Genomic DNA, 17,862 nt, shown 5'->3' with positions numbered 1-17,862 from the left:
TACGATGACCACCGACGCCGACTGACCGAGGAGACCCATGAGCACGGCCACGAAGACCGGCACGACCCCGACGGTGGAACCCGCCGACAGCCACGATCTGATCCGCGTGCACGGCGCCCGGGTCAACAACCTGCGAGATGTCAGCGTCGAGCTGCCCAAGCGCAGGCTCACGGTCTTCACCGGTGTCTCCGGCTCCGGCAAGAGCTCGCTGGTGTTCGGCACGATCGCCGCCGAATCCCAGCGGCTGATCAACGAGACCTACAGCGCGTTCGTGCAGGGTTTCATGCCCACCCAGGCGCGTCCCGATGTCGACGTGCTCGACGGGCTCACCACCGCGATCCTGGTCGACCAGTCCCGCCTCGGCGCCGACCCGCGCTCCACCGTCGGCACGGTCACCGATGCCAACGCCATGCTGCGCATCCTGTTCAGCCGCCTCGGCGACCCGCACATCGGGTCGGCGCAGGCGTTCTCGTTCAATGTGGCCTCGATCAGCGGGTCGGGTGCGGTCGCGGTGGAAAAGCACGGTGTCACCGTGAAGGAGCGCCGCAGTTTCTCCGTCACCGGCGGTATGTGTCCGACCTGTGAGGGCAAGGGTCACGTCAACGACATCGATCTCACCCAGCTCTACGACGAGAACAAGTCCCTCGACGAGGGCCCGTTCACCATCCCCGGCTACAGCATGGACGGCTGGATGGGCCGCATCTACAAGGGCAGCGGCTTCTTCGACCCGGCCAAACCGATCAAGAACTACACCAAGAAGCAGCTCGCCGACCTGCTCTACAAGGAACCCACCAAGATCAAGGTCGAGGGCATCAACCTCACTTACGAGGGCCTGATCCCCAAGATCCGCAAGTCCATGCTGTCCAAGGACGTCGAAGCCCTGCAGCCGCACGTGCGCGCCTTCGTCGAGCGCGCCGTCACCTTCGGCACCTGCCCGGACTGCGACGGCACGCGGCTGAGCGCCGAGGCGCGCTCGTCCAAGATCGACGGCATCTCCATCGCCGACGCGTGCGCCATGCAGATCAGCGACCTGGCCGAATGGGTCAAGGGCGTCGACGACCCCACCGTGGCGCCGCTGCTGGACTCGCTGCGCCAGACCCTGGATTCGTTCGTCGAGATCGGCCTGGGCTACCTGTCGCTGTCGCGGCCCTCGGGCACGCTGTCCGGTGGTGAGGCCCAGCGCGTCAAGATGATCCGGCACCTGGGTTCCTCGCTCACCGATGTCACCTATGTGTTCGACGAGCCGACCGCGGGCCTGCACCCGCACGACATCCAGCGCATGAACGACCTGCTGTTGCGCCTGCGCGACAAGGGCAACACCGTGCTGGTCGTCGAGCACAAGCCCGAGACGATCGCCATCGCCGACCACATCGTCGACATCGGTCCGGCCGCCGGGTCCAAGGGCGGCACCATCTGCTTCGAGGGCACCGTCGATGGCTTGCGCGGCAGCGACACCGTCACCGGGCGGCACTTCGACGACCGCGCCTCGGTCAAGGATTCGGTCCGGGAGTCCACGGGCGCGTTGAAGATTCGGGGCGCCACCGCCAACAACCTGGAGAACGTCGACGTCGACATTCCGCTCGGTGTGCTGGTAGCGGTCACCGGTGTCGCGGGTTCGGGCAAGAGCTCGCTCGTGCACGGCTCGATCCCGATCGACGAGGGCGTCATCTCCATCGACCAGGCCCCGATCAAGGGTTCGCGCCGCAGCAATCCCGCCACCTACACCGGTCTGCTCGACCACATCCGCAAGGCTTTCGCCAAGGCCACCGGCGCCAAACCAGCTCTGTTCAGCGCCAATTCCGAGGGTGCGTGCCCGAACTGCAACGGCGCGGGCGTGGTCTACACCGACCTGGCGATGATGGCCGGGGTCTCGACGGTGTGTGAAGTGTGTGAGGGCAAGCGTTTTCAGGCCGAGGTGCTCGAATACACCTTCGCGGGCAAGAACATCAGCGAAGTGCTGTCCATGCCGGTCGACGAGGCGCGCGAGTACTTCGGCGAGGGCGAGGCCCGTACCCCCGCCGCGCACAAGATCCTCACCCACCTCACCGAGGTCGGCCTCGGCTACCTCACCATCGGCCAGCCACTGACCACGCTGTCCGGCGGTGAACGGCAACGGTTGAAGCTGGCCACGCACATGTCCGACAAGGGCGGGGTCTACATCCTCGACGAACCCACCACCGGCCTGCACCTGGCCGATGTCGAACAGCTCCTCGGCCTGCTCGATCGCCTCGTCGACGCCGGTAAATCCGTCATCGTGGTCGAACACCACCAGGCCGTCATGGCCCACGCCGACTGGATCATCGACCTCGGCCCCGGCGCGGGCCACGACGGTGGCCACATCGTCTTCGAAGGCACCCCCGCCGAGCTGGTCAAAGCGCGCTCCACGCTCACCGCTCAGCACCTCGCCGATTACGTGGGCGCCTGAGTTCCCGCCGGTGCTCTCCTCGACGGGGGAGCACCGGCGTGCTATCGCGCGTCGTCGGAGGACCGCTGTGCGCCGGGGCGCACATGTGCGCGCGTTCCGTGCGGGCCGAACAGGATCAGCAATTCGACCGCACCCCCGTCGGCGCTGCCCAGCCAGTGCGGCAGGGACGTATCGAATTCGGCGGCCTCACCGGCAGGCAAGGTCAGGTCACGGTCGCCCAGGATCAGCCGCAGCCGGCCGTTGAGGACGTACAGCCATTCGAAGCCGTCGTGTGTCTGCGGTGTGGGTTCGAGCGGTCGCGACCGGGCCGAAATCATCATCTTGAACGCCTGCACCCCACCCGGACGCCGGGTGAGCGGGATGTAGACCATGCCGGATCGCTGGATCGGCTTCAGGTGGATCCGGGGATCGCCGGTGCGCGGGGCGCCGACGAGATCGTCGAGTGGCACATCGTAGATACGCGCCAGCGGGAGCAGCAATTCCAGGCTGGCCCGGCGTTGCCCGCTTTCGAGCCGAGACAGCGTGCTCTCGGAGATGCCGGTCTTTTCCGTCAGGTCGGCGAGGGTGATGCCACGCTCACCGCGCAGCGCGCGCAACCGCGAACCCACCACATCGAGTACTTCTTCTGTCTCTCGGTCCACCCCGGCATCTTGCCGGAACAGCAAGACTTCGTGCCAGGTGGCGGCACGGTCGGTGACACTGAACCGGCCCTGCAACCAGAACGGACCACGATGACCACCCCACCCAGGCCACCCGCGCGGCGGACCCGGCTCATGGCGGCGGCCGCCGCACTCGCCTGCCTGTTCACGATCAGTACCGCGGCGTGCGGCGCGCCGACCGCCGCCGAGAATCCCCCTCATGCTGCGGCCACTCACCAAGACCCCGACTTCGAAGGCACCTTCCGCCATGAGTTCGCCGATGTCGACGGTGTCCGCATGCACTACGTGACCGGCGGGAGCGGTACACCGGTGGTCCTGATCCACGGCTGGCCGCAGACCTGGTACGGCTGGTGGCCCATCATGCCCGAACTCGCCGAACACCACACCGTGTACGCCGTCGACCTGCCCGGGCTGGGTGACAGCACCGGATCGCCGACCGGCTACGACAAAGCCACCCTCGCCCGGTACATCCACACCTTGATCGCCGAGCGGCTCGGGGTGCGCGACGCACGCGTCGTCGGACATGATTTCGGTGCGGCGGTGGCCTTCCACTACGCCGCCCAGTTCCCCGACGACACCGCACGACTCGGTTACTTCGATCTTCCGCTGCCCGGTCCCGCGATCGATGCCGACACCTACCGGACGATGAGCTGGCACATCGCCTTCCATTCCCAGCGCCGGGTTCCCGAGGCGGTGGTCGACGACGACGTCCGGGAATACCTCGCCCTGTTCTACCCCCAGGTCGCTTTCGGCGGAACAGCTTTCGGCGGCACGTCGACCCGCTCGCCGTTCACCGATGCCGAGATCGACGAGTACGCCCGGACATACGCCCGCCCCGAGGCGCTGACCGGTGGCTTCGAGCTGTACCGCAGCCTCGACCTGGACGTCCGCGCCACCGTCTCGGCCGCACCCGTCCGGGTCCCGACCCTGCTGCTGACCGCCCAGGGACAACTCGAGCCGGTCCGCGCCACCGTGGCCCCACGGATGACCGACATCGTCCGGGCAGCGGAGGTACCGAACGCCGGGCACTGGCTCATCGTGGAGAATCCCCAGTTCGTCACCGCGGAGCTGCTGGGTTTCCTCGACGGCTGAGGCTGAACTCCCGAGGTAGAGGTCGGGTTGGACACCGCCTCGGCTTCATCCCGGTCACCGTCAAAGGCTGCAGCGGGCGCCGGTGGGCGGGGTTTCTAGGTCGAGGAGATACGCGTCGACCACGTCGTCGACGCACTCGCTGCCGCCGAGCAGGTAGGCGCCGTGCTGCTTGCCCTCGACGGTGAGCAGGCTCGCGCCCAGCGCGTCGGCCATCGCGATGCCGCCCTCGTGTGGCGTCACGGGATCGCCGGTGACCGACACCACGAGGGTCGCGGGCAGGTCGTCGATATCGGTGAGCCAAGCTTCCTCGCGTGTGGGCGGTGCGGGCCATGCCTCGCACTCGCTGTGGTAGTCGCCTGCTGTGAACACGTCGAGGTCGAACATCGGCGCCACGTTCCCGATCTCGCGGGCGAGCGCGGTGTGTTCCTCGGGTGTGCGGCGGGGCCAGTCCATGCAGCGCACGGCGATGTTCGTGTCGAGGTCGAGCGTGTAGACGCCGTCCGCGGCGCGGCCGTAGAACGTGTCGCGCAGGGCGAGCATCTCCTCGGCCCGGCCTGCCTCGAGGGCAGTCAGCGCGGCGATCACGTCGGGCCACTTCGCCTCCGCGTACAGGCCGCCGGAGATGCCGATGTAGACATCCCAGACACTTACCGCTCTGCCGTCGGCGGTCGGCGGTGTCTCGACGAGCGGTTCGACGATCTGGTGCAGGCGATCGTTCGCCACGGTGGGATCGGTGCCGAGTACGCAATCGGGTGATTCGGCGCAGAACGCGGCGAGGTCGTCGAATCGCGCCTGCAGGCCGGCGAACTGGGACAGGCGGAACTCCCGTGCGGTCAGGTCGGGCGCGACGGCCCCGTCGAGCACGATCGCGCGGACCTTCTCGGGATAGGACGCGGCATACATGGCGCCCAGCTCGGAGCCATAGCTGTAGCCGAGATAGGTCAGCCGGTCGTCGCCGAGGGCCTCGCGCAGGATGTCCATGTCACGCACGACATTCGTCGACCCGGCATTCACCAGGTTGGCGACCCCGCCGGAACCGTCGGCGCAGCGTTGTGCGAGTTCGGCGGCCTGCTCGGCGCTGGTGATGTCGTGCACGACGCCGAACCGTGCCGCGCTGCCCGCGTCGTATTCCTGGTCGGTGTAGCAGTCGAGGGCCGGTGTCGACGAGCCGGTCCCGCGCGGATCGAAGCCGACGATGTCGAAGCGCTCGGCGACGGGGTTGGCCTGCCACAGCGAGACGGTCGCTGCGACCAAGCTGGTGCCGGAGCCGCCGGGACCTCCCGGGTCGATCAGCACGGAACCCTCGGCAGCGCCGCTGGCGGGCAGGCGCAGGAGAGCGATGTGGGCGGTGTCGCCCTTCGGGTTGTCGTAGTCGAGCGGCACCTCCACCGAGGCGCATTCGAGCGCGGGGTTCGCGAACAGTTCGGCGTCCGCCGCGCTCGTCGCGGTGTCCGCGCACCCGCTCCAGTCGAGTTCTTGTCCCAGGTAGGCGCCGAGGTCCGGGCCGGAGACCGGGGATGCGGGCGTGCAGCCTACGAGCAGGAGCGTGGCGGCCGCGGCGAGCCCGGACGTGAAGCGGAGTGGTCGAGGACGTGATCGCATGCGTTTCCTTTGTCGAGCCGCAGGGGAGCCGCGGCGGTTGAGTTGGGCGACCTGGACCGGCCGGTTCGGGGAACTCAGCTCCCGATCCCGTCGGTCTCGGCATCCAGGAGCCGGTGATGGCGGAAGGTGAGCGCTCGTTCGATGCCCGCGAGGGCCGCGGTGACGGTGAGAGTCGTGTTCGCCCATGTCGGCAAGTCGATGGGGGAGACGAACGGGCTGAAACGGTCGGCCCAGACCGGCAGGTGGGTGACCAGCTCGAGCAGCTGCGGCGCGAGGAGGATCAGATTGACCGTCAGCACGATGACGGCGCAGACGGCCAGCGCGCGCCCGATCCGGGGGCGCCGCTGGGAGAGCTGGGCGCGCCAGTGCTCGGGGGTTCCCGGCGCCGGATCGAGACGTCGCTCGCTGCCGTCCGCGCCGATCAGGTGGATCCGCTGCATGCCGTATCTGCTCGCGGCGACCACGATGGTTTCCGATCCGAGCGGGAACCGGACCGGCATGTCGGAGGTCCGCACGTGCCGGTCGTTCCGATAGAGCGACGCCCGCCCCGACAGGTGATCGACATCGACCGTCGCCGTCGACGCATCGGGAAGGTCGATCGCGAATCGCGTGCGCTGCAGCGAAAGTGAGCGGCGGAACGGTGGCAACGGCGCTCCCGGCTCCGGATCGGGCCTCGACCACGCTTCCGCGTCGTCGAGGCCGTCGTCGTACGAGTCCTGCCACGCCGCACCGTCCCAAGGGTCGCGCCAGTCGCTCATGTCCGGTCCTGTCCGAGGTCTTTCTAGCATGGTCATGCTAGAAAAATAGCATGCAAATGCTAGAAGCGCTAAGGTGATGTTCGTGCCCAAGAGAATCGACCCGGATGTCCGCCGGGAACAGGTCGCCGACGCCGTGATCGACGAGATCGCCGAGCACGGGCTCCGCTCGGTGACCCTCGCCCGCATCGCCGCCCGCACCGGCTTGGCCATCGGGAGCATCCGGCACTACTTCGGCGACACCGTCCGCGAGGTCATGCGCTTCACCCTGGGCGTCCTCACACAGCGCGCCGTCGACCGCGCCACCACGATGTCCGACGACCCGGTGACCCGGATCGTGGACGTCATCGCCTTCGCCGCACCCACCAGCGAGCAGGAGCGCAAGGAGAACGTCGCCATGGTCGAATACCGCGTCATGGCGCGCACGGATCCCGAGCTCGCGGCCGACATCGCCGCGACCTCCCTCGCCGGCGCGGAGGTGATCCGCGCGCTGCTGCGCGACGCGCTGGCCGACCGCGCGATCGACGAGGACGCGCTGTACCGCGAGGCGCTCCTGCTGTTCGCCCTGGTCGAGGGCTTCTCGCTCAGCTCGGCACTGTTCTCGGCCCCCTTGCGCGAGACCGACATCCGCACCGTCGTGACGGCGACCATCGACCGCCTCCGCGGCGCCTATCCGCCTTCCGAACAAGCCGACGAGGAATCGGCTGCAGAATGACCAGGGTGATCGACTACAAGAGCCCTGGGCCACTGACGAACCTGCGCGACATCGATTCCGCGGTCCTAGCGCCGATCCCCACCGGCATCGTCGACATCTGTCGCCTCGCTCCCGGCCTGGTCTTACAGCCCACCGATGCCAAGACCCTCGACATCCCGGCAGATCGCTTCTCGGAGAACCAGATTCGTCCCGCCGCCGAGCTGATCGGCGCGCTACTGGCCCTGGATCCGGCGCCCGTGACTGTCGCGAGGGAACCCGCCCATCGCGTGATCGGCACCTGCCGCCACTTCGCGGTGATCACCTGCGCGTTGCTGCGCTACCGCGGAATCGCCGCCCGCGTCCGCTGCGGCTTCGCCACCTACTTCCAGCCGGGGCAGGGTCTCGATCACTGGATCACCGAGTACTGGCACGACGGTGAAAGCCGTTGGGTGCGCATCGACAGCGAGATCCTGGGGCAGACGATTCTGGAACGCCCGGAAGATCTCCGACCCGGTGAGTTCCTCAGCGGCGGTGAAGCATGGATCGCCTTCCGTGCAGGCCGCCTCGATGCCACGACGTTCGGCGTCTGCGGCACCGACAACTGGGGACCCGCCGAGATACGCGGCAACGCGATCAAGGATCTCGCCGCGCTGAACAAGATCGAGATGCTGCCGTGGGACGAATGGGGTCGGATGACCGCGTCCTACAACGGCGAGACCGGCCCCGACTACGACTCGTTCCTCGACACGATCGCGCTCACCTCCACCAGCGACGACCTCGCCGCGATCGCCGAACTCTACGCACACGAGGACCTCAGGGTCGTGTGAGCAGCGCTCGCGCCACCCGGATTTCGGGGATGCCGATCGCTCGGGCCGCCAGGAGGAAGACCACACATCCGGCCGCGGCTCCGGTGGCGAGGACGGCGAGTTGTTCGACGGTGGGTGGGCCGATCACGGATCGGGTGAGGGTGGTCGCGGCCAGGCAGGCGGCTCCGGCGAACGCGGTGGCCCACATGACGCGGTGGACGGTGGTGGCGACGGCGGTGAAGCCGAGTGGGCCGTAGCGGCGGCGCAGCAGGATGTGGCCGGTCAGCGCGCCGAGGAGGTAGGCGAACGAGCTCGCGACACCGATCATGACGATCACCGCGTGGTCGGGCAGGACGGTCGCGGCCAGCACCAGGATCGATACCTTCGTCACCACCATCACGACATTGATCAGCGTGGGTGTGCGCGTGTCGTTGTAGGCGTAGAACACTCGCATCTGCAGCATGACCAGGGCGAAGGGCGCGAGCCCGAAGGCCGAACACGCGACCGCGGTGCCGATCAACCTCGCCGCCTCGGCATCGACACGTCCGGTGAACACCAGCGCGGCGAATCCGGGGCCGAGCAGGCACATGGCCATGGTCACCGGGAGCAGGACGGTGGACAGGTAGCGGGCGCCGCGCGCGAGATCGGCGATCACCGCGCGATGGTCACCGAGGGCCGCGGCGCGCGAGATCCGCGGCATGAGCACCGTGAGGACCGAGGCCGCGAGAATGCCGTAGGGAACCTGGAACAGCAGTTCGGCGTAGGTGTAGATGGAGACGCCGCCGTGGTCGAAGGCGATCCGCATCGTGACCGCGACACCGACCTGGCTGATCGCGGCATAGATCAGCAGCCACCCCAGGATGGGCAGTCCCGAGCGGACCGGGCGCCACGTGTAGGGCAGCGGCCGCACCCGCCAGCTCCACGCGAAACCATTGCGCCGCAGGGCGATGACGACCCAGGCGGTCTGCCCCACGATCCCCACGGTCGTGCCGATGCCGATCGCCAGGATCTGCGCGGTGGTCATCGACGCGGGCGTCAAGGTGACCGGTCCGGGAAGCAGCACGAAGATCCCGCACGTCAGCAGCACGATCACGTTGTTGACCACGGGCGCCCACGCCGCGGCCGCGAAACTGTCGCGAACATTGAGCACCGCGCCGACGAGCACGGACACCCCGTAGAAGAAGATCTGCGGCAACAGCAGATACGCCAGCACGGTCGCCAGCCGACGCTGCTCGGTGTCCACCACGAACAGCCGGACGATGACCGGCGCGCCCACCACCGTGAGCACGGTGACCGCGGCCAGTACCAGCACTGCCGCCACCAGCACGCGCTGGGTGAACTCGCGAGAGCGCCTGCGCCCGTTGCGCCGAGCCCTGGCCAGCAACGGGATGACGGCACTGGCGAGCACACTGCCGAGCAACAGCTCGTACAGCATGTTGGGCATGTTGTTCGCCCCGTTGTAGGCGTCCCCGACCGCCGCGGTCCCGAGCACCGCCGCCAGCACGATCGTGCGAACGAACCCCGTCGCGCGACTCACCACACCGGCGACAGCCATCTGCCTGCCCGCCCTGGCGATCCCCGCACCACCGCCGACGCCTTTCAACTCGGCCGGATCGACCGTGCCTCGCCCGCGTCGCCGAATCGGCAACGGTTGCGTCGGAAAGCTCCCGTAGTCGTTCACGCTGTCCCCTCGGCGCGAAAAGTCATGAGCTCCAACGTACCCAGAGGCGCACGGAGCGCGAATGCTCGTCAGCGGTGCAGGGTGAAGTACATCAAGCGGCGTCGGCCGATGGACATGGCGCCGAGGTAGACGGCAGGGCCGAGCTGGGTGAGTTCGCCGGTGATCCGGCGCAGGGGGCGGGGGTTGGTGGGGTGGTCGTAGTCGAGCGGGATCGCCTCGGCGCGGGGCGTGCCGGGGACGAAGGTGCCGAAGGAGCGGTGGGTGAGCCAGAGGTTGGTGCCGGTGTCGGCGGTGAAGCGTTTTCCGCGCCAGAGGGGCCGGCCGAGCAGGGCGAGAGTTCGGGTGAGCGGGATGCGGAACGGGCGGGGGAGCCGGTGGAGGCCGATGACGGCAACGATGGTGCCGGTGTAGTCACCGTTCGGGGAGGTGATGAGGGGTGGCGCGTCGGCCATGCGGGCGGCCAGGTCGGTGAAATCCCGTCCTTCGCACGGTCTCGGCACGGAGTTCGTGGCCGACTGTGCGGCGTGGCTGTCGTTCGTGGTCATGGATGCTCCTCGGGTGGGTCAGCGGTCGGCGATGAGCGCAGCCTGGCGTTCGGCGAACGCGGCGATGGTCATCGACGGGGGAATGCCGGGTGCGGCGGGCAGGACGGAGCCGTCGGCGACGAACAGGCCGGGGTGGCCGTGGACCTCGCCGACATGGTCGACGACGCCGTCCTCGGGTCCGGTCGAGACCCGGGCACCGCCGAGAGGATGCACGGTGAACAGACCTCGGCCCCGGAACGGGACATTGGTGGTCACGCCACCGGCGTTGTAACCCTTGCCGATTCCGATCGCGTGCTCGCGTGCCCGGTCGAAGAAATCCGGGTCGTCGTCCCGGCTGGTGGTGATGCGCAGGTCGCGCCCGTTGTAGTCGACGTCGGTGGCGATGTGGTCGGCGCCCATGCTGAACAGCGCCGTCACGGCGGGCAGGAACGGGCTTCCGGCGCGGGGAAACGGGAACCGCGGCAGCGGGAAACCGACCTCAGCCGTGAGGAGTTCGCGCCCGCCCAGCGTGTCGGCACGGTAGGCGCTGATCGGCGGGCGCCCGCCGCGGGTCCGGCCGCTGCTCGCGCGCACGAGACCGATCGTGTCGCCGTTCGGGGTGAACCCGCGGCCGAGACCCGGTCCGAGACCGGTGAGGGTGCGGTGTCGATCGCGCGCGGCGAACAGCAGGCGCAGGGTGCCGAGAGTGCCTGCGGCCAGGACCAGGCGCGGCGCGGATTCGATCCTGGTGCGACCGGTTTCGAGATCACGACAGCGGACTCGCCAGGCACGGTGGGACCGGTCGATCGCCGTGACCTCGGTCAAGGCGCGCACCGTGGCGCCGTGTCGCACCGCGAGCGGAAGATGGGTGGTGTCCAGGGTGGTTCGCCGGTAGGCACCGCCGTCGAACGACGCCGCCAGATCAGGCCGCCGCAACCCATCGTGCCCGGCGCGCCTCGCGGCCTGCTCGAATGCCCGGACCTCCGACGAGACCACCGAAACCGGTGCGGGCGACAGCATCTCGCGCACCTTGTCGAAGTACGGTCGCATATGCGCACCGGTGATCTCGGCCGGCCACGCCTCGAAACAGTGATCCGGGGGCTGAACCTGCACGTCGGTGTACACCAGCGACCCACCGCCCACCCCACTGGCGACCACGCAGGTGAGATGGTCGAACTGGTTGACCTCGTAGAGACCACCTCGCCGCACACGCAGCGACCGCGCCCTCGAACCGACCGAATACCGCACGCCACGCAGCGCCTGGCCGACACCGCGCACGGCACCGGTGCCGCGATCCCACCACGCGCCCCGCTCCAGGACGAGCACCGTGAGCCCGCGTTCGGCGAGGCGCCCGGCCGCGACCGCGCCGCCGAAACCCGAGCCGACGACGATGGCATCCCACGCGGTCATCGTGCCGACGCCGCACCGTCGAAGGCACGGAACTCCCGCAGGATTCGCCGCGGCGACACCCGGCGCTGCGCGGCGGTCCGGGCGGCCGGCACGACCGAGCCGAGCAGATATCCGCCACCGATCGTCACTTCGTCGCCGAGGCGACTGCCCGGCACCGTGTGTCCACGCAGGCGGCGAAGCAGCGCCTCGGCGGTGTTGCCGGCGATGTTGGCCAGTGTCATGACCCGCACGACGGTGTCGAGATCGAGCAGTTCGGCGGCGGTGTAGCGCTGCCGCATCGCGGCTTCGAGTGCGTCGTCGGCCGGGCCGAGGGCGGCGTGCGTGCGGCTCTGGGCCCACAGGATCGTCAGGAGTCGGTCGTCGTCGGCCTGGTCCGGATCCAGACCGACCAACCGCGCCAGCGATGCCCGGTCGGCGCCCTCGGCGATCGCGGCGGCGTCGTGGACGTAGGCGCAGAACTTGCAGTCGTTGACCATCGCGACCGCGAACATCATCTGCTCGCGCAGCAGGGGATCGACGCTGTTCGGGCGCCACGGCCGCACGACCGCGCCCCGCCGCCGCACCACCGTGAGGAGGTCGGCGCCGAAGCGCGGCAGCGTGTACACGCGTTTGCGGAAGGTGGTCGGATCTGCGGTGTGGGTCATGATTGCTCCCTGCTGCACAAAAGTGATCAGTGATTACTAAGTGATCGTTGATCGCAGAGTAGGCGGTGGTCGCGTAGAGTGTCAACGGTCCGGGAACCATCGACGAGCGGAAACGGAATGCCAGAGTCGACATCTCCTGCCGAACCGTCGCGGCGTGAGCTCAAGCGGCAGCAGACCGTCGAGGAGATCAAGACCAGGGCTCGCCGACAGCTGGTCGAGGACGGACCGGGTGGACTGTCGCTGCGCGCCGTCGCCCGCGACATGCGCATGTCCTCGGCGGCGATCTACCGGTACTTCGCGAATCAACCGGAACTGGTCGGCGCGCTGTGCGTCGACGCCTACAACGCCCTGGCCGACAGCCTCGAAGCGGCGCGCGACGCACACGCCGCCGACGGCCCGACCCGGCAGTGGTGGGCGATCGGACAGGCGATCCGGGACTGGTCACTGCGCAGCGGCGCCGATTTCGCCCTCATCTTCGGCACGCCGGTCACCGGCTACCACGCCCCCGAATCGGTCACCGGTCCCGCCGCCGCCCGCTCCATCCTGATCGCCCTCGGAACCTATTCCGCCGCACTGGATTCCGGCGCCGCCGACCTCGACCGGTGCATCCTGCCCGAGAAGATCGAAGGCGGCGAACTGGGCACCTACCTACTCGCGGCCGCCCACCTGGACCCCACCGACGAAGCCGCCACGACACGCCTGGCCGGCATGGCCGCCGCAGCCCTCAACGCCTGGGCCTCCATCCTGGGATTCCTCATCTCCGAACAATTCGGCAACCTCCCCCGCCTCATCGCCAACACCGACGACCTCTACGCCGCCCACCTGCGCACCATCATGATCGGCCTCGGCTTCCCCCCCGAGGCGGTCGCACAACTCTGACCGCCACCGCACGCCTCATCAGACGAGCAGCTCGGCGAGCTGATCCGTCGCCTGGATCGCCCAGTCGGGCTCGTCGTACTGTCGACCCCACAGCGCCGATCGCACGGCCCGCACCTGTGCCCAACGGCGCGCCCGCGTCCGGTCGATCCGGGCCGCTTCACAGAACAGGTCGAGGCCGCGCAGCACGCCGGGCGCGGGATCGGGGGTGAACAGCAGGGGTGCGAAGCGGTAGCTGCGAATCACGGTGATCGTGTCGTAAGCGGGATCGCCGACATATCCCTTGGGGTCGATCGCGAGCCAGGGTTCGCGATCACCGGCGAGGACATTGGCGTCGTGCAGGTCCCCGTGGACGAGCGTGTCGGGCTGATCAGGGCCCAGCTCTCGCAGTGTGGCCACGGCCGCGTCGAGAACTCTGCGGGGCAGCGGATCCCCGAGTTCGGCGGCGGTGGCGCGGATCTCGGACTCCCAGTCGGCGACCAGGTCGCTGAGCCGAGGCAGGTCGGTCGGCCCGGGAATGGCCAGACGGTGTGAGAGTTCGCCGAGCGCAACGACCGCGGTGTCGAAGTCGGTGACGGCGGCGAGCGTGCCGCGCTCGGTCCGCTCCAGCAGCATCGCGAACCGGTCGTCGTCGCGGTCGAGCAGTCGCACGGCCCCGCGCCCGTTCCAGGCGGCGAACGCGTGGGGTTCGAAGACATTGCCCGGGTGCGGAAACGACACCTTGATGACAGCCGGTGGCAGGTCCGGACCGCGCACCGGCACGACCACTCCGATGTTGCCGTGCAGCACCGGCCCCTCCGGCATGCAGGACCAGCGTTGCAAGAGTTCGTCCAGGAGGCGGGGCAGTGCGGCGATCCAGGTTCGGCCCGGTGTTCCTTCGCGCTGGACGGTCTCGCGGGCGAAGGGTTCGGGAATCGCGATCACGCCGCGACTCTAGGTGCGGTGCCGGGATTTTCACACCGTCGGCGGAGGCTCACAGGAGGTGGCGCACGGCTTCGACGATGGCGCGGCGGCGGGCGTCGGTGCTCTCTGTTTCGGTCACGGAGGTAGGCATGCTGGTGGCGTTGGTCGGGTTCCAGGCGAGAGCGATGCTCAGGACGAAGCTCAGCAGCGCTGTGGGGGAGAAGTCGGAGCCCGGGCCGCCCTGCTTCTGCACTGCGGCAAGCGCTTTCAGCTTTGTCTCGTGCGCTGTCCGGAGCGTGCCGGTCGGGTCCTGGTCGGCACGCTCCAGGCGGTGCCAGGTGGCCAGGCGGATGACTTCGGGGTGCTGCTGGCAGTAGTCGAAGATCCGCCCCGCGTATTCGGGGAGGTCGTCGGGGGTGAAGGGGACCGAGTCCAGGCCGTGGGTGACGTGGGCGTCGAGGACCGCGTCGAAGAGTTGCTCCTTGCTGCAGAAATAGACGTAGATGAGGTTCTTGTTGGCTGCCGCTGTCTTGGCGATCCGGTCCACCCGGGCTCCGGCGATTCCGTAGGTGGCGAATTCGTCGGCGGCGGCCTGGAGGATGCGGGCCTTGGTGGCGTCAGCTCGGGACATAGAGGCCATCGTAATTCGGACTAACCGGTTGGTTGAGTGCTCGTGGGCGGCCCGTCAGTCGATCCCGAAGACGGCGAAGGCCGCATCCGACGCGAAGAGCAGCACCGTGCACCACAGGACGATCCCGGCCATCAGCCAGCGGATCAGCCGCCAGCGGGGGATGCCCAGCGCGGCACCGAGCAGGGCAGAGCCCCAGGTGCCGAAGAGGGCGGGTCCCGCGATGCCGAAGCCGATGACGCCGTACCGGTCGAGGACTCGCCGTGCCCGGCGCCCCGAGCCGCCCGAGAGACGGGCGTCGTCGGCGGGCGTCCCACCGGTGGCGAGCGCACCGCCCGCACCGTGCGCCGAACCGGCTGGCACCGCGGCCGAATTCCGGCGGCCTCGCCACGACCGCCAGTGCAGCCGAACGCGTTCCATGGCGAACACCGCGAAGACGACACAGCAGGCCGCCCCCAGCAGCACCGCGAGCAGCGCGACCGGGCCGGGCAGGGAGAGCGAGAGGCCGATGGGGACCGCGGGGGTGCCGAGTGCGAAACCTGCGAGCAGGGTCCAAACGAACCGCCCCATGCGAATTCCCTTCCACTGCACCGTGCGCACCGCCGAGCGGCGCCAACGACCACGCTGTTAACTAACTGGTTAGTATTCTTGCATGGAACACATCGACACGGTGCTGAGCGAGCTGGCGACCGGCAAATATCTGCTCCTCACGACGTTCCGCCGGGACGGCAGGGCGGTCCCCACTCCGGTCTGGGTGATGCGCGACGGTCAGGCGCTGGCGGTGTGGAGCGCGGCGGACACCGGCAAGGTGAAGCGGATCCGCAACGGAGGCCGGGTGACGGTCGCCCCCTGCGACTGGCGCGGCAAGCCGCTCGGCGCCGCGGTGCCCGGATTCGCCGAGGTGCTGGCGCCGGACGCGAGTGCGCACTTCGTCGTTCTGATGAAGCGCAAGTACGGGCTGGCCGCTCGGGTCGGGTTGCTGGGCGGCGCATTGCGCGGGGGCTCCGAGCGCATGGCGGGCATTCGGATCCGGCTGGACGGGTGAGCGAGCCCCGCGCGACCTCGGGTCAGCAGACCTGACGAGGTTGCCAGGTGTGCCCGACGGTCCGGGTCCGCGGCGACCTCACCGCCGGGGGAGCAGGCCGAGGGTGAGGTGGTGGACCAGGTCGTCGAGGAGTTGTTCGGAGTCGTAGTCGGCGGTGTAGCCGGAGCCGATGAAGGTGGCCAGGCCCTGGAGGGCGGCCAAGGCAGTCAGGCCGAGGCGTTTGGGGTCGCCTGGGACGATCTCGCCCGCGGCTTGGCCTTCGGCGATCAGGGCGATGGGGACGGCGAAGGCCCGGTCGACGACTTCCTGGATGTCGTCGGCGGTGGAGTTGTTGCGGCGCACGAACATCAGGGGGAGCAGTTCGGGGTTGTCGACGGCGAAGCGAAGGTAGGCGCGGGCGACCGTTTGCAGGCGGGTCGTGATCGGCCCTTCGGTGACTGCCTGTGCGAAGCGGTCGCCGAGGCGTTCGAAGCCGGTGACGGCCAAGGCGTCCAGCAGTGCTTGCTTGTCACGGAAATGCCGGCTCGGAGCGGCGTGGCTGACGCCGGTGTCACGGGCGAGCTGACGCAGTGACAGCCCGTCCACCCCGACCTCGCGCAGCGTCGCCTCGGCGCGCGTCAGCAGTGCGGCGCGGAGGTCTCCGTGGTGATAGGGGGTGTGCAGGGACATGGTACGAGCAGGATATCTGACATCCGCCAAATGTTTGCATTGACTACTTTGTTGTCGCTGACTACATTGGCGTTGCCATGACTGACAACAGCGCGCCAACGCCGGGAGCGGGCGAACCCCCGGTGGCCGATTCGAAGCCGCACCGCAAGCACGCCATGCCGATCCGAGAGTGGCTGGCCCCGATCACGCTGGTCACCGTCCTGGCGGCCCTGCTCGGCATCATGTACCTCGGCTACACCGCCGACCCCGAAAAGCACCTGCACGACTTCCCGATCGCCCTGGTCAACCAGGACGTCGGCGACACCCTCGGCGGCAAGCCGACCAATATCGGCGACCAGATCACCACGGCGCTGGGCGAGAACATCCCCGCCGACAAGATCGACCTGCGCACGGTCGGCCTCAACGAGGCCCAGCGGCAGCTGCAGAACGGTGAGGTCTACGGCGCCATCGTGATTCCCGGCGACTTCACCAAGCGCGTCGCCATCCTCGGCACCGCCTCGGTGGTCCCCGGCGAGATCGAACAGCCGATCATCTCCGTGCTCACCAACCCGCGCGCCGGCACCCTCGCCGCCCAGATCATGCAGACCATCGCCGACCAGGCCATGGTCCAGGTCAACAGCACCGTCGGCACCCAGCTCACCGACCAGGTGCACGCCGCGGTCGGCGACACGCCACTGAGCGGCGCGGCCCAACTGCAGCTCACCAAGCCGATCGACGTCATCGTCACCCCCTACCACCCGCTGCCCGCGGGCACCGGCCAGGGCCTGGCCGCGTTCTTCTACACCCTGGTCCTGCTGATCGTCGGTTTCAGCGGCGCGATGATGATCAACTCCCTGGTCGACGCCTCGCTCGGCTTCATCCCGGCCGAGTACGGGCCCTGGCACAAGCCGACCCCGCCCGCCCCGATCAGCCGGTGGCGCACCCTGCTCATCAAATGGGGGATCGCGGCGATCAGCGCACCGATCGCCTCGGGGGTGTTCCTCGGGATCGGCGCCGCGCTGAACATGTCCATCGAGCGACCGTTGCTGCTGTTCCTCTATGGCACACTGGCCATCGCCGCCATCGCGATCACCGGCCTGTCGGTGATGGCAGCCTTCGGCACGGCGGGCCTGATGATCAATCTGATCGTGTTCGTGGTGCTCGGCATCCCGTCGTCCTCGGGCACCATCCCGCTCGAGGCAACGCCGCGCTGGATCGCCGACATGGCCACCTTCGAACCCATGCACCAGATCTACCTGGCCGTGCGCGCCATCCTGTTCTTCGACGGACACCTCGAAGCGGGTATGGGCCAGGGACTGTGGATGACCTTCGGCGGACTGGCCATCGGACTGATCCTCGGCGCCGTCGCCACCCACACCTACGACCTGCGCGGCATGCACCGCCTCGGTATCGAACACCGCGGGCAACCCGCACCCGCCGAATAGCGCAACATCTCCGACCGATCGACCC

18 protein-coding genes are annotated in these 17,862 nt (G+C 68.8%); 7 read left to right on the top strand and 11 right to left on the bottom strand.

Annotation, left to right across the window (positions count from 1 at the left end; all coding sequences use genetic code 11):
- Positions 1-37 precede the first annotated feature (37 nt).
- Positions 38-2,425, top strand: coding sequence for an ATP-binding cassette domain-containing protein (locus tag ACFVVM_RS06565; protein WP_387613738.1), 2,388 nt, complete (start codon positions 38-40; stop codon positions 2,423-2,425).
- Positions 2,426-2,466: 41 nt separating this feature from the next.
- Here the strand turns inward: ACFVVM_RS06565 and ACFVVM_RS06560 are convergent, their stop codons facing one another.
- Positions 2,467-3,066: a helix-turn-helix domain-containing protein gene (locus tag ACFVVM_RS06560; protein ID WP_387613735.1), complete on the bottom strand. Its 600-nt coding sequence runs from the start codon at positions 3,064-3,066 to the stop codon at positions 2,467-2,469.
- A gap of 90 nt (positions 3,067-3,156) precedes the next feature.
- On the opposite strand from ACFVVM_RS06560, the gene ACFVVM_RS06555 reads away from it, so the two are divergent.
- Positions 3,157-4,176, top strand: a complete 1,020-nt coding sequence (locus ACFVVM_RS06555; RefSeq protein ID WP_387613733.1) for an alpha/beta fold hydrolase — start codon at positions 3,157-3,159, stop codon at positions 4,174-4,176.
- Positions 4,177-4,236: 60 nt separating this feature from the next.
- Here ACFVVM_RS06555 and ACFVVM_RS06550 read toward each other — a convergent pair whose 3' ends face one another.
- Together ACFVVM_RS06550 and ACFVVM_RS06545 are read right to left on the bottom strand one after the other, a co-directional pair.
- Positions 4,237-5,778: an alpha/beta hydrolase gene (locus tag ACFVVM_RS06550; RefSeq protein ID WP_387613730.1), complete on the bottom strand. Its 1,542-nt coding sequence runs from the start codon at positions 5,776-5,778 to the stop codon at positions 4,237-4,239.
- Between the two features lie 74 nt (positions 5,779-5,852).
- The gene (locus ACFVVM_RS06545) at positions 5,853-6,536 is read right to left on the bottom strand and encodes a hypothetical protein (RefSeq protein WP_387613728.1); all 684 of its coding nucleotides are present in this window, start codon (positions 6,534-6,536) and stop codon (positions 5,853-5,855) included.
- Positions 6,537-6,618: 82 nt separating this feature from the next.
- Here ACFVVM_RS06545 and ACFVVM_RS06540 point away from each other — a divergent pair, with 82 nt between their 5' ends.
- Positions 6,619-7,248, top strand: a complete 630-nt coding sequence (locus tag ACFVVM_RS06540; protein WP_387613725.1) for a TetR/AcrR family transcriptional regulator — start codon at positions 6,619-6,621, stop codon at positions 7,246-7,248.
- The gene (locus ACFVVM_RS06535) at positions 7,245-8,054 is read left to right on the top strand and encodes a transglutaminase domain-containing protein (RefSeq protein WP_387613723.1); all 810 of its coding nucleotides are present in this window, start codon (positions 7,245-7,247) and stop codon (positions 8,052-8,054) included. The genes ACFVVM_RS06540 and ACFVVM_RS06535 overlap by 4 nt, the downstream gene beginning before the upstream one ends.
- On the opposite strand, the gene murJ is transcribed toward ACFVVM_RS06535, so the two are convergent.
- From murJ to ACFVVM_RS06515, 4 genes are all read right to left on the bottom strand, one after another.
- Positions 8,041-9,714 carry a murein biosynthesis integral membrane protein MurJ gene (murJ, locus tag ACFVVM_RS06530; protein WP_387613720.1) on the bottom strand — a complete coding sequence of 558 codons (1,674 nt, stop codon included), beginning with the start codon at positions 9,712-9,714 and terminating at the stop codon, positions 8,041-8,043. The two genes, ACFVVM_RS06535 and murJ, sit on opposite strands and share 14 nt — an antisense overlap.
- A 68-nt stretch (positions 9,715-9,782) precedes the next feature.
- Positions 9,783-10,259, bottom strand: coding sequence for a hypothetical protein (locus ACFVVM_RS06525; protein ID WP_387613718.1), 477 nt, complete (start codon positions 10,257-10,259; stop codon positions 9,783-9,785).
- 18 nt (positions 10,260-10,277) lie between these two features.
- A complete protein-coding gene (locus ACFVVM_RS06520) occupies positions 10,278-11,648 on the bottom strand; it encodes a GMC oxidoreductase (RefSeq protein WP_387613715.1) in 1,371 nt (456 codons plus the stop codon).
- A complete protein-coding gene (locus ACFVVM_RS06515; protein WP_387613712.1) occupies positions 11,645-12,292 on the bottom strand; it encodes a carboxymuconolactone decarboxylase family protein in 648 nt (215 codons plus the stop codon). Before ACFVVM_RS06515 ends, ACFVVM_RS06520 begins: the two co-directional genes overlap by 4 nt.
- 117 nt (positions 12,293-12,409) lie before the next feature.
- Between ACFVVM_RS06515 and ACFVVM_RS06510 the strand changes: the two genes are divergently transcribed.
- The gene (locus tag ACFVVM_RS06510) at positions 12,410-13,171 is read left to right on the top strand and encodes a TetR/AcrR family transcriptional regulator (protein WP_387613709.1); all 762 of its coding nucleotides are present in this window, start codon (positions 12,410-12,412) and stop codon (positions 13,169-13,171) included.
- A gap of 18 nt (positions 13,172-13,189) precedes the next feature.
- Here the strand turns inward: ACFVVM_RS06510 and ACFVVM_RS06505 are convergent, their stop codons facing one another.
- The 3 genes from ACFVVM_RS06505 to ACFVVM_RS06495 are packed head-to-tail and all read right to left on the bottom strand — an operon-like array spanning position 13,190 to position 15,269.
- Complete coding sequence (locus ACFVVM_RS06505; RefSeq protein ID WP_387613707.1) at positions 13,190-14,092, bottom strand: aminoglycoside phosphotransferase family protein; 903 nt, start codon at positions 14,090-14,092, stop codon at positions 13,190-13,192.
- A gap of 49 nt (positions 14,093-14,141) precedes the next feature.
- A complete protein-coding gene (locus ACFVVM_RS06500; protein ID WP_387613705.1) occupies positions 14,142-14,702 on the bottom strand; it encodes a TetR family transcriptional regulator in 561 nt (186 codons plus the stop codon).
- A 54-nt stretch (positions 14,703-14,756) separates the two neighbouring features.
- Positions 14,757-15,269 (bottom strand): hypothetical protein, encoded by a 513-nt coding sequence (locus ACFVVM_RS06495; protein ID WP_387613703.1) that lies wholly within the window; start codon positions 15,267-15,269, stop codon positions 14,757-14,759.
- An 82-nt stretch (positions 15,270-15,351) separates the two neighbouring features.
- Here ACFVVM_RS06495 and ACFVVM_RS06490 point away from each other — a divergent pair, with 82 nt between their 5' ends.
- Positions 15,352-15,744: a PPOX class F420-dependent oxidoreductase gene (locus ACFVVM_RS06490; RefSeq protein ID WP_387613702.1), complete on the top strand. Its 393-nt coding sequence runs from the start codon at positions 15,352-15,354 to the stop codon at positions 15,742-15,744.
- 78 nt (positions 15,745-15,822) lie between these two features.
- On the opposite strand, the gene ACFVVM_RS06485 is transcribed toward ACFVVM_RS06490, so the two are convergent.
- The gene (locus ACFVVM_RS06485; protein WP_387613700.1) at positions 15,823-16,413 is read right to left on the bottom strand and encodes a TetR/AcrR family transcriptional regulator; all 591 of its coding nucleotides are present in this window, start codon (positions 16,411-16,413) and stop codon (positions 15,823-15,825) included.
- A 77-nt stretch (positions 16,414-16,490) separates the two neighbouring features.
- On the opposite strand from ACFVVM_RS06485, the gene ACFVVM_RS06480 reads away from it, so the two are divergent.
- Positions 16,491-17,837: an ABC transporter permease gene (locus ACFVVM_RS06480; RefSeq protein WP_387613698.1), complete on the top strand. Its 1,347-nt coding sequence runs from the start codon at positions 16,491-16,493 to the stop codon at positions 17,835-17,837.
- Positions 17,838-17,862: the final 25 nt, after the last annotated feature.

It is taken from the genome of Nocardia sp. NPDC058176, assembly GCF_042883805.1.
In the GTDB taxonomy this organism is placed as follows: Bacteria; Actinomycetota; Actinomycetes; order Mycobacteriales; family Mycobacteriaceae; genus Nocardia.
The sequence above is the reverse complement of the archived record's forward strand: the minus strand, read 5'-3'. Positions and strand labels throughout refer to the sequence as shown.

Coding starts and splice junctions, on each gene's coding strand:
- ACFVVM_RS06565 (WP_387613738.1), top strand. CDS start 38: ATGAGCACGGCCACGAAGACCGGCACGACCCCGACGGTGGAACCCGCC.
- ACFVVM_RS06555 (WP_387613733.1), top strand. CDS start 3,157: ATGACCACCCCACCCAGGCCACCCGCGCGGCGGACCCGGCTCATGGCG.
- ACFVVM_RS06550 (WP_387613730.1), bottom strand. CDS start 5,778: ATGCGATCACGTCCTCGACCACTCCGCTTCACGTCCGGGCTCGCCGCG.
- ACFVVM_RS06545 (WP_387613728.1), bottom strand. CDS start 6,536: ATGAGCGACTGGCGCGACCCTTGGGACGGTGCGGCGTGGCAGGACTCG.
- ACFVVM_RS06535 (WP_387613723.1), top strand. CDS start 7,245: ATGACCAGGGTGATCGACTACAAGAGCCCTGGGCCACTGACGAACCTG.
- ACFVVM_RS06525 (WP_387613718.1), bottom strand. CDS start 10,259: ATGACCACGAACGACAGCCACGCCGCACAGTCGGCCACGAACTCCGTG.
- ACFVVM_RS06520 (WP_387613715.1), bottom strand. CDS start 11,648: ATGACCGCGTGGGATGCCATCGTCGTCGGCTCGGGTTTCGGCGGCGCG.
- ACFVVM_RS06515 (WP_387613712.1), bottom strand. CDS start 12,292: ATGACCCACACCGCAGATCCGACCACCTTCCGCAAACGCGTGTACACG.
- ACFVVM_RS06510 (WP_387613709.1), top strand. CDS start 12,410: ATGCCAGAGTCGACATCTCCTGCCGAACCGTCGCGGCGTGAGCTCAAG.
- ACFVVM_RS06500 (WP_387613705.1), bottom strand. CDS start 14,702: ATGTCCCGAGCTGACGCCACCAAGGCCCGCATCCTCCAGGCCGCCGCC.
- ACFVVM_RS06495 (WP_387613703.1), bottom strand. CDS start 15,269: ATGGGGCGGTTCGTTTGGACCCTGCTCGCAGGTTTCGCACTCGGCACC.
- ACFVVM_RS06490 (WP_387613702.1), top strand. CDS start 15,352: ATGGAACACATCGACACGGTGCTGAGCGAGCTGGCGACCGGCAAATAT.
- ACFVVM_RS06485 (WP_387613700.1), bottom strand. CDS start 16,413: ATGTCCCTGCACACCCCCTATCACCACGGAGACCTCCGCGCCGCACTG.
- ACFVVM_RS06480 (WP_387613698.1), top strand. CDS start 16,491: ATGACTGACAACAGCGCGCCAACGCCGGGAGCGGGCGAACCCCCGGTG.